Here is a 7462-nt window from a genome sequence, read left to right as displayed (position 1 = left end):
GCGTCGGGACCGCAGGCAGATGCCAATGCTGACCATCCGTCAGAACATGCGCACCATTCGCGCCATCGGTGCAGGCCACGATTGCCACATCCTTCGCCGCCGCCTGCAAGGCCGCCTCGTAATCTGCGGTCTGATACATCGACAGTATCTCTGACCGATTGGCAAACAGCAGATCGACATCTTCCGCAATCATCCGACGAAACGCATCGCGATGCCGCTCCACGCAGAACGCATCGGACAGGGTGATCGACACCTTCCCACCCGCGCCCTTGCAAGCCGCAATCGCGCGTGCAAATGCCTGATGGCTTTCTGGCCCGTCAAAGCGGTAGCCTTCCAGGTAAATCCACTCGGCTTGCCGGATCTGCCGCTCATCAATATCAGAGGGCGTCAGAAACTCAGTCACCCCCAGATAGGTATTCATCGACCGCTCCCCATCCGGCGTCACCAAAGCGATGCAGCGCCCTGTTTACTGCGCTTCTTATTTCGGCGCCATGCGGGTATCATAGACTGCCCCTTGCGCGCGCATATCATGCGCGAAAATTCCGCCCAACTGGTCGTCCTTGACCTTGCCGATATAGGCCGTGCGCCCGCCCAGATGCGCCACACCCGCAATCGTATTGGCCGCCGACCCGCCGGAGATTTCCTTGGCCGGTCCGATCCGGCCATAAAGGTCAACCGCGCGGTCCATATCAATCAATTGCATGATGCCTTTGCCGATACCATTTGCGGCTAAAAACGCCTCATCCGCATAGGCCAACACATCCACCATAGCATTGCCGATGCCGACCACCTGAAACGTCTTCATATTGTCTTATCCTCATAAGGGCAGAGATCACGGATCGGGCATATCCCGCATTTGGGTTTGCGCGCGACACAGATATAGCGACCATGCAGGATGAGCCAGTGATGCGCGTGAAGCTGGAACTCGGCGGGCACATTGTCTTCAATCGCCCGTTCCACCGCATCCACATCGCGACCGGGGCAAATCCCCGTGCGGTTACCGATGCGAAAAATATGGGTGTCCACCGCCTGCGCGGGCATATGGAACCAAATGTTCAACACCACATTCGCGGTTTTGCGCCCGACACCGGGCAAGGATTGCAGCGCCGCACGGCTCGACGGCACCTCGTCGCCGAAATCATCGACCAATATCCGCGCCATTTTCATCACATTCCTGGCTTTGGTGCGAAACAGGCCGATGGTCTTGATCGCCTCCGTCAAGGCTTCCTCGCCCAGATCCAGCAACTTTTGCGGCGTGTCCACCGACGCGAACAAAGCCCGCGTTGCCTTGTTCACCCCGGCATCCGTCGCCTGCGCCGACAGCGCCACCGCGACCAGCAATGTATAGGCGTTGGTGTGGAACAATTCCCCCTGCGGCGCAGGCTCAATCGCCTGAAACCGGGAAAACACCGCAACCATGGTCTGATAGTCAAGCTGTTTTGCCATAGCCAACCTATGCCGAGTTTGCGCCTCTGCCACAAGGCTTTGCCGCCGCGAAATTGCGCAGGAAACGGGTCGCAACCCAACTGCGCCGGGTCTACTATCAACACAAAGAGGATGGACCGATGCCAAATGACCTGAGCGACCAGTACCATTTCCACGTTATCCGCCGCGCGATCGACCTCATCGACGCGCAGGATGGCCCGGTGCAGCTTGATGACCTCGCGACCCAGATGGGGATGAGTGCGGCGCATTTCCAGCGCCTGTTCTCGCAATGGGTGGGCGTGTCACCGAAACGCTATCAGCAATATCTGACGCTGGATCATGCCCGCCGTCTGTTGGCCGACCACTTCACCGTGCTGGAAACCAGTATGGCGACCAACCTGTCCGGCACCGGGCGTTTGCATGACCTGTTCCTACGCTGGGAAGCGATGAGTCCCGGCGACTACGCACAGGGCGGCGAAGGCTTGACGATTCGCTGGGGCTGGTTTGACAGCCCCTTCGGCCCGGCTTTGGTGATGGGCACGGAAAAAGGTATCTGCGGCATCGGTTTCGCCTCTGAAACCGGAGAGGCGGCGGCGATGGCAGACTTGACATCGCGCTGGCCAATGGCTCGGTTTGAACAGGACGCGGCCAGCCTGCGCGATTGGGTGGAGATCGCGTTTGGTGCGCAAACTGCAACAACCAAAGCACCGATTTACATGATCGGCGCACCGTTCCAGATCAAGGTGTGGGAGGCGCTGATGCGTATTCCTTCCGGCCATGTCACCACCTATTCCGAAATCGCGGCGGCCATAGGCCACCCAAAAGCGGTGCGCGCTGTCGGTACAGCCGTGGGTCGCAACCCGGTGTCCTGGTTGATCCCCTGCCACCGAGCCTTGCGCAAATCCGGCGCGCTTGGCGGCTATCACTGGGGCTTGCCGGTCAAACGCGCGCTTCTGGCCTGGGAAGGCGCGCGCGCCGATCACGAAATCTCTGCCCATGTCGGATGATTGGCACCAATCCGCCGATCTTTCGAGGGAACCGGGTGCAGCCTGCGGCGTTCGTGTGTATGAATATGAACAAGCGTTCCCGTTCGGGGTGCCATTGATATGAGGCTTGATAAATGACCATCAGAATTCCGGTTTTCCTGCTTGCGCTCGGCGCGACCACACTTGCGGGTTGTGTCGCCCCGATGGGCCCGACCACCGAAGACAACCGCCGCAGCCGTACCGGTGCCGTGACAGGTGCCTTGATTGGTGGCGCACTCGGCGCGACCAGCAAGGGCGACGACAAGCTCGTGAAAGCCGCAGTGGGTGCCGCAATCGGTGCCGGGATCGGCGGCATAATCGGCGCAAGCCTTGACCAGCAGGCACGCGACCTGCGCGGTTCCCTCGGTGATGATCGAATCGGGGTGACCAACACGGGGTCCGAACTGGTGGTGAACCTGCCGCAAGATATCCTGTTCGCGACCGACAGCGCCAATCTGACCGGCACGCTGACCCGTGATTTGCAGGCGGTCTCCCGCAACCTGCTCAACTATCCCGACAGCACAATCCAGGTGGTTGGCCATACGGACAACACGGGTGCCGCTGCCTATAACCAAAGCCTTTCGCAACGCCGCGCGGGCGCGGTCGCGGGGGTATTGCAGGCCAATGGCGTGCCAGCGGGCCGCATCGTTGCCTTCGGACGTGGTGAAGATCAACCGATCGCGTCAAACCTCACGGTCGCCGGGCGTGCACAAAACCGCCGCGTTGAAATCATCATCCGGCCGAACTGATCGGCGGGCAGGCTGTTTGAAACGGGTGAAAGGGCGGGGCATTCCCGCCCTTTTTCCATTGAGAACCACCGCTTTTGGTCATAGAACTTGACCAATAACCAAGGTGCGCCACGATGCCGTTTCAACCGATACAAGCCGAAAGGCTCTCCTTCGCAGTGATCCGCCAGATCGAACAGTTGATCCTGCGCGGCATCCTGCGCCCCGGCGACCGCCTTCCAGCAGAGCGGGATCTTTCGGAACGGTTCGGCGTATCCCGCCCCAGCCTGCGGGAAGCGATCAGCGATCTGCAAAGCCGTGGCTTGCTGGACAGTCGCCCCGGCGCAGGGGTGTTCGTCGCCGAAGTGCTGGGTTCTGCTTTTTCTCCCGCCCTGGTCAACCTTTTTTCGCAGCACGAAGAATCAGTCTTTGACTATCTCGATTTCCGCCGTGACATGGAGGGACTTGCCGCCAGACGCGCGGCCGAACGCGGATCAGACACCGATCTGGCGGTGATTGCCACGATATTTGCCAAAATGGAACAAGCCCACAGCAAGCGCGCGCCCGAAGATGAGGCGAACCTTGATGCCGCCTTCCACATGGCGATCATCGAGGCCAGCCACAATGTCGTAATGCTGCACATGATGCGGTCGATGTATGATCTGCTGAAACAAGGCGTGTTCTACAATCGGCAACTGATGTTCCGCGACCGCAGCACGCGTAGCGCCTTGCTGGATCAACACGCCGCCATCAATGCGGCATTACAATCGCGCGACCCCGCCGCCGCCCGCGCTGCTGTCGACAGCCACCTGGATTATGTACAAACCGCGCTGCGCGATCAGTTGCAATCTGACCGGTTTGAGGAAATTGCTCGCCTGAGGCTCGATCACGAAAACGCCCGGTGATCGCAGGGTATATTCCCACGCGATACAAAAAAGCCCGGCACAACGGCCGGGCATTTCCAATTCCAGATCACGCAACTGCAATCAGTGCATTTTTGCGCCGACCACCTTGATCGCATCGTCAATCGAGGCGGAAGCCGTTTCCGGCGTCACTTGCTTTGCCAGAACCTCGCCAGCAGCGGCAATGGCAATCGCCACAGCCTGTTCCCGCACTGCGCGCACTGCACCGGCTTCGGCAGAGGCGATACGCTCCTCCGCTGCCGCAACACGGCGCGCGATGGAAGCCGCAAGATCAAGTTTTGCCTGCTCTGCCGCTGCGGTTGCCTCATCCTTGGCACTGGCAACGATACGCTCAGACTGCTCCTGCACTTCTTTCTTCTTGCGCTCATAACTGGCGAGGATCGCCTTGGCTTCTTCGCGCAAGGCGCGCGCCTCATCCAGATCAGAACGAATCTGTACAGCGCGGGCATCCAGCATCGCCGTGATTTTGCCGGGCACGCCGAACTTCATCAGAATGGCGACAAACAACAGGAACGAGATCAGAACAATCAGGTTCGTGTTGCTCAGGCTGTAGAAATGCGTCGAAAACGGGTTGCTGCTGGCTGCCATCGCGGGGCTGGCAACCAAACCGGCCAAAAGGATCAGCTTTTTCATCGCACTATCCTTTCATGCGGGCGTTGACCGCCGCTGTGATTGACCGCGCATCAGCGTTGCCGCCCAAGGCCGCCACCAATTCCTTGGCGGTATCCTTGGCAACCTCGGTCACGCTTTCCATCGCGCCTGCGCGAATTTCGGCGATCCGCTTTTCCGACACGGCTGTCCGGGCGTCGATATCAGCATCGGCTTTCGCCAGTGCCTTGTCGAGATCGGCCTGAATATCCGCCTTGGCGGCAGCCACGATCTTGCCCGCATCCTCACGCGCTGTCGCCAATGCCTTGTTGTACTCGGCTTCGGCTTCTTTCGCGCGCAGTTTCAATTCCTCAGCGGCGGCCAGATCATTGGTGATCGTGCCGCGACGTTCCGCCAGAACCGCGCCGATACGCGGCAAAGCCACGCGGGTCACGATCAGGTAAATCGCGACCAAGGCCACCAGCAGCCAGAAAATCTGGTTGGGAAACCATTCGGTACACAGTTGCGGCATCCCGATGGCACCGCCATGGGAATTGACGCAAACGCCCGCCGCTTCTTCAAGATAGGGTTCACTTGACATATTCGCTCTCCGTCGGTCCCTTCACTGTCAAAGCGGCGACCGACCAGCGGCGCCGCTTTGACCAGACTGTCGGCAGTTGATCAGACAGCGAACATCAACAGCAAAGCGATCAGGAACGAGAAGATGCCCAGTGCTTCGGAGAAGGCGATGCCAACGAACAGGTTGGCCATCTGGCCCGGTGCTGCTGACGGGTTGCGCAACGCGCCCGACAGGAAGTTCCCGGCGATGATACCCACGCCGATACCAGCGCCGCCAAGCCCCATCGTTGCCAGACCGGCGCCGATGAATTTGCCCATTTCCGCGAATTGAGAAGCTGCTGCGAGATCCATTTGATACTCCTTAGGATTTTGGAAGAGATGTGAAAGGAAAGACCCTAGTGATGCGCGCCGCCAACAGCGTCGCGCAGGTAAACACAGGTCAGGATGGTAAAGACATAAGCCTGCACCACGGCGACCAGCATTTCGAGGCCGTAAAGTGCGGTGACAGAACCGATGACAACGGGCGAGACAACGACCAGCGAGGCAAAGCCCGCGATCACCTTGATAACGGCGTGACCCGCCATCATGTTGCCAGCCAAACGAATGGAGTGGGATACCGGGCGCACGAAATATGAGATGATTTCGATCAGCGCCAACACCGGACGAATGGCCAGCGGCGCCGAAGTGACCCAGAACATGCCAAGAAAGCCGATCCCGTTCTTGACGAACCCAAGGATGGTCACGCCCAGAAACACCATCAGCGCCAGAACCACGGTCACCGCGACATGGCTCGTCACTGTATAGGAAAGCGGCAAAAGGCCAAGCACGTTGGAAAACAGGATGAACAGGAACAGCGTCATGATATAGGGGAAATACTTGACGCCTTCATGGCCGGTAACCTCCTCCACCATGTTGTGGACGAAACCGTAAAGCAACTCCGCTACGGACTGGCTGCGCGACGGCACGATGGCGCGACGCCGTGTGCCCAGCATCAGGAGAGCGGCGATCAACACCACCCCGATTGCCATCCACAGCGTCACATTGGTCACAGTATACCAGGCAACATGATCACCTCCAAACAGCGGCTTGACGATGAACTGGTCCATCGGGTGAATCTGGAAACCGGTGGTTGCTTCTTCAGACATCCTTGCCCTCGTCCTTGCCGGGGGGGAGGCCCCCGCGTGTTGTGTCATCAGGGGGCATCTGCATCGAAGACGCGGTTTTCAACATCACCCGCACCCCTGCCGCAAACCCCAACAGCGCAAAGATCACCAGAAAAATGGGCTGCGTGTCGAACAGGTAGTCCAACCCATAGCCGATCGACAGACCCAGCAACATGCCGGAAACCAGTTCGATCACCATCCTCCAGGCCATCTCGCCCTGCGAAAATGCCTTGCCGCTCTCGGTTTTCTCCGGTTTCGGCTTTCCCTTAACCTGCGCCAGCCTTGCCTCAAGGGCTCTCAGCCGCGCGGGATCGGGTTCTTGCGCCATATCGGAACGTCCCTCCAGCAGTCCTGCACTACCTACGCAGGCGCCGGGCCTGAGTCAAGCAATCTGCCGAAATCATGAAACTTGCACAACATATTGTTTTTCATTAGGTATTTTCATATTTCACTGAACAGCGAGTGCCCCGAAACGCGCAGGATCGAAAAACAGCCCTGAAAATCATATTCAACCGGCTGGTTGACGATCCACGCCACACATTGCACAACAGCTTCATGCCGAACCCGCTAGATGCCACATTCGCCGCCCTCGCTGACCCAACCCGCCGCACAATCCTGTCGATGCTGCTGGAGGATGACATGGCGGTCACCGATGTCGCCGCTCCGTTCGCGATATCGCTTGCCGCCATTTCCAAACACCTGACCGTTCTGGCCGAGGCGGGGCTGATCAGCCAGGAAAAGCGTGGCCGGGTGAAATGGTGCAAACTGGAACCAGATGCACTTCGCGCCGCTTCGGTCTGGATGCAGGGGTTCGGGCAGTTCGAACCCGTCAATCTCGACGCATTCGAACGGTTTCTCGCCATCGAACTGTCCCTGCCAACCGATACCTGCGCTTCGTCTGGAACCTGACATACAAGCCTCCACCTCTCGTCGATTATTTGAACGCGACCTGCGATGATGGAGGCGCGGTTAAATCCCCTAACGCTCCACCATATTGTCTTCTCTGTAAAAATATCCTCCGGGGGTGAATTGGC

Annotated in this window: 10 protein-coding genes and 1 pseudogene; 4 read left to right on the top strand and 7 right to left on the bottom strand. The window is 59.0% G+C overall.

Annotated elements, in window-relative coordinates; genetic code table 11:
• Both L0H65_RS10765 and nth read right to left on the bottom strand, forming a co-directional pair.
• Positions 1–805: pseudogene (locus tag L0H65_RS10765) on the bottom strand (adenosine kinase); the annotation flags it as partial.
• The gene (gene nth / locus L0H65_RS10760) at positions 802–1446 is read right to left on the bottom strand and encodes an endonuclease III (RefSeq protein WP_301458924.1); all 645 of its coding nucleotides are present in this window, start codon (positions 1444–1446) and stop codon (positions 802–804) included. The gene nth and the pseudogene L0H65_RS10765, both read right to left, overlap by 4 nt.
• A 119-nt stretch (positions 1447–1565) precedes the next feature.
• Here nth and L0H65_RS10755 point away from each other — a divergent pair, with 119 nt between their 5' ends.
• The 3 genes from L0H65_RS10755 (at position 1566) to L0H65_RS10745 (ending at position 4080) form a co-directional block, all read left to right on the top strand.
• On the top strand, positions 1566–2432 hold the full coding sequence (locus L0H65_RS10755; RefSeq protein WP_301458922.1) for a bifunctional helix-turn-helix domain-containing protein/methylated-DNA--[protein]-cysteine S-methyltransferase: 867 nt from the start codon (positions 1566–1568) through the stop codon (positions 2430–2432).
• A 182-nt stretch (positions 2433–2614) separates the two neighbouring features.
• Positions 2615–3199 (top strand): OmpA family protein, encoded by a 585-nt coding sequence (locus L0H65_RS10750; protein ID WP_301458927.1) that lies wholly within the window; start codon positions 2615–2617, stop codon positions 3197–3199.
• Between the two features lie 113 nt (positions 3200–3312).
• Complete coding sequence (locus L0H65_RS10745; RefSeq protein WP_301458921.1) at positions 3313–4080, top strand: FadR/GntR family transcriptional regulator; 768 nt, start codon at positions 3313–3315, stop codon at positions 4078–4080.
• A gap of 81 nt (positions 4081–4161) precedes the next feature.
• On the opposite strand, the gene L0H65_RS10740 is transcribed toward L0H65_RS10745, so the two are convergent.
• From L0H65_RS10740 to L0H65_RS10720, 5 genes are all read right to left on the bottom strand, one after another.
• The gene (locus tag L0H65_RS10740) at positions 4162–4731 is read right to left on the bottom strand and encodes a F0F1 ATP synthase subunit B (RefSeq protein ID WP_301458920.1); all 570 of its coding nucleotides are present in this window, start codon (positions 4729–4731) and stop codon (positions 4162–4164) included.
• A gap of 4 nt (positions 4732–4735) precedes the next feature.
• Entirely contained in the window at positions 4736–5287 is a 552-nt protein-coding gene (locus tag L0H65_RS10735; RefSeq protein WP_301458919.1) for a F0F1 ATP synthase subunit B', read from the bottom strand.
• An 80-nt stretch (positions 5288–5367) separates the two neighbouring features.
• The gene (locus tag L0H65_RS10730) at positions 5368–5616 is read right to left on the bottom strand and encodes a F0F1 ATP synthase subunit C (protein ID WP_301458918.1); all 249 of its coding nucleotides are present in this window, start codon (positions 5614–5616) and stop codon (positions 5368–5370) included.
• 44 nt (positions 5617–5660) lie between these two features.
• Positions 5661–6410: a F0F1 ATP synthase subunit A gene (locus L0H65_RS10725; RefSeq protein ID WP_301458917.1), complete on the bottom strand. Its 750-nt coding sequence runs from the start codon at positions 6408–6410 to the stop codon at positions 5661–5663.
• Positions 6403–6756, bottom strand: coding sequence for an AtpZ/AtpI family protein (locus L0H65_RS10720; protein WP_301458915.1), 354 nt, complete (start codon positions 6754–6756; stop codon positions 6403–6405). Before L0H65_RS10720 ends, L0H65_RS10725 begins: the two co-directional genes overlap by 8 nt.
• Positions 6757–6983: 227 nt before the next feature.
• Between L0H65_RS10720 and L0H65_RS10715 the strand changes: the two genes are divergently transcribed.
• Positions 6984–7337 (top strand): helix-turn-helix transcriptional regulator, encoded by a 354-nt coding sequence (locus L0H65_RS10715; RefSeq protein ID WP_301458926.1) that lies wholly within the window; start codon positions 6984–6986, stop codon positions 7335–7337.
• Positions 7338–7462 lie beyond the last annotated feature (125 nt).

Origin of the sequence: Pseudorhodobacter sp., from assembly GCF_030452865.1 — a bacterium.
Lineage (GTDB): Bacteria > Pseudomonadota > Alphaproteobacteria > Rhodobacterales > Rhodobacteraceae > Pseudorhodobacter.
This window is presented reverse-complemented; position numbering and strand designations above follow the sequence as displayed.

Bases quoted from the DNA above. Each gene is read 5' to 3' on its own strand.
- nth (WP_301458924.1), bottom strand. From the start codon at position 1,446: ATGGCAAAACAGCTTGACTATCAGACCATGGTTGCGGTGTTTTCCCGG.
- L0H65_RS10740 (WP_301458920.1), bottom strand. From the start codon at position 4,731: ATGAAAAAGCTGATCCTTTTGGCCGGTTTGGTTGCCAGCCCCGCGATG.
- L0H65_RS10745 (WP_301458921.1), top strand. From the start codon at position 3,313: ATGCCGTTTCAACCGATACAAGCCGAAAGGCTCTCCTTCGCAGTGATC.
- L0H65_RS10720 (WP_301458915.1), bottom strand. From the start codon at position 6,756: ATGGCGCAAGAACCCGATCCCGCGCGGCTGAGAGCCCTTGAGGCAAGG.
- L0H65_RS10715 (WP_301458926.1), top strand. From the start codon at position 6,984: ATGCCGAACCCGCTAGATGCCACATTCGCCGCCCTCGCTGACCCAACC.
- L0H65_RS10735 (WP_301458919.1), bottom strand. From the start codon at position 5,287: ATGTCAAGTGAACCCTATCTTGAAGAAGCGGCGGGCGTTTGCGTCAAT.
- L0H65_RS10755 (WP_301458922.1), top strand. From the start codon at position 1,566: ATGCCAAATGACCTGAGCGACCAGTACCATTTCCACGTTATCCGCCGC.
- L0H65_RS10725 (WP_301458917.1), bottom strand. From the start codon at position 6,410: ATGTCTGAAGAAGCAACCACCGGTTTCCAGATTCACCCGATGGACCAG.
- L0H65_RS10730 (WP_301458918.1), bottom strand. From the start codon at position 5,616: ATGGATCTCGCAGCAGCTTCTCAATTCGCGGAAATGGGCAAATTCATC.
- L0H65_RS10750 (WP_301458927.1), top strand. From the start codon at position 2,615: ATGGGCCCGACCACCGAAGACAACCGCCGCAGCCGTACCGGTGCCGTG.